General features: G+C 45.2%; 1 protein-coding gene. It reads left to right on the top strand.

All coding sequences use genetic code 11. From position 1 onward, the window contains the following. Positions 1-965, top strand: a 965-nt coding sequence (locus AC0QHF_RS09545; RefSeq protein ID WP_324703975.1) for a group II intron reverse transcriptase, incomplete at its 5' end; no start/stop codon positions are given. Positions 966-994 lie beyond the last annotated feature (29 nt).

Raw genomic sequence — 994 nt, forward strand, 5'->3', positions numbered from 1 at the left:
CCGATGATTTTGTAGTCATATCACCAAAACTCGAAATCATTGAACAGTGCAAGATTGCTATTTCTGAATGGTTAAAGCCCATTGGACTCCGATTGAAACCAGAAAAGACAAGAATCTGTCATACACTTCAAGAAATTGAAGTAAATGGAAAAAAGGTCGCACCTGGTTTCGACTTTCTAGGGTTCAATATTAGGCAATATCCTGCCGGAAAACACGTCTCTGGTAAAAGTGGAGGAAAAGTCAGTAAACTGCTTGGCTTCGTAACCCACATAAGACCAGATAAGGAAGCAATCAAAGCCCACATCGGAAAGGTGAAAGAGGTGATTAAGAAATATAAAACAGCACCTCAAGCCGCCCTGATTAAAAGACTCAACCCCATCATCACTGGGTGGGCAAGGTATTACTCGGGGGTAGTCTCCAAGGAGATTTTCAACAAGCTAGATAGCATACTCTGGCAACAACTGCGGGCATGGATAGTGTCACGATGCGGAAACGCCAAATACAAAACGCTCAGAAAATACTACCGAACAGGTAGGGCAAAATTGAGCAATGGGGATGAAAGGAAGGATAAGTGGATATTCCAAACTAAGGATGGTCTACGGCTCCAAAAACACGCCTGGACTCCCATTGTCTATCACACGTTGGTAAAACCAAACGCATCGACATATGACGGAAATTGGACTTATTGGGCAACGAGGAGAGGGAAATCACCAGAAATCTCAAACCGAGAAGCCAAACTGCTAAAAGACCAGAAAGGCAAATGCAAATGGTGCGGACAGCACTTCACCATCGAAGACCAGGTGGAGACCGACCACATCATCCCGAGATGCCTCGGCGGAAAGGATGATTACAAAAACCTCCAATTGCTGCACCGCCACTGTCACGATGCCAAAACTGCCATTGATGGTAGTCTAAGTAAGAGTCGTACTCATGACAACGAGACGACTGAACTAGGAGCCGTGTGAGGTGAAAGTCTCATGCACGGTTCTGAATG

This window comes from Lyngbya sp. CCY1209, assembly GCF_055795065.1.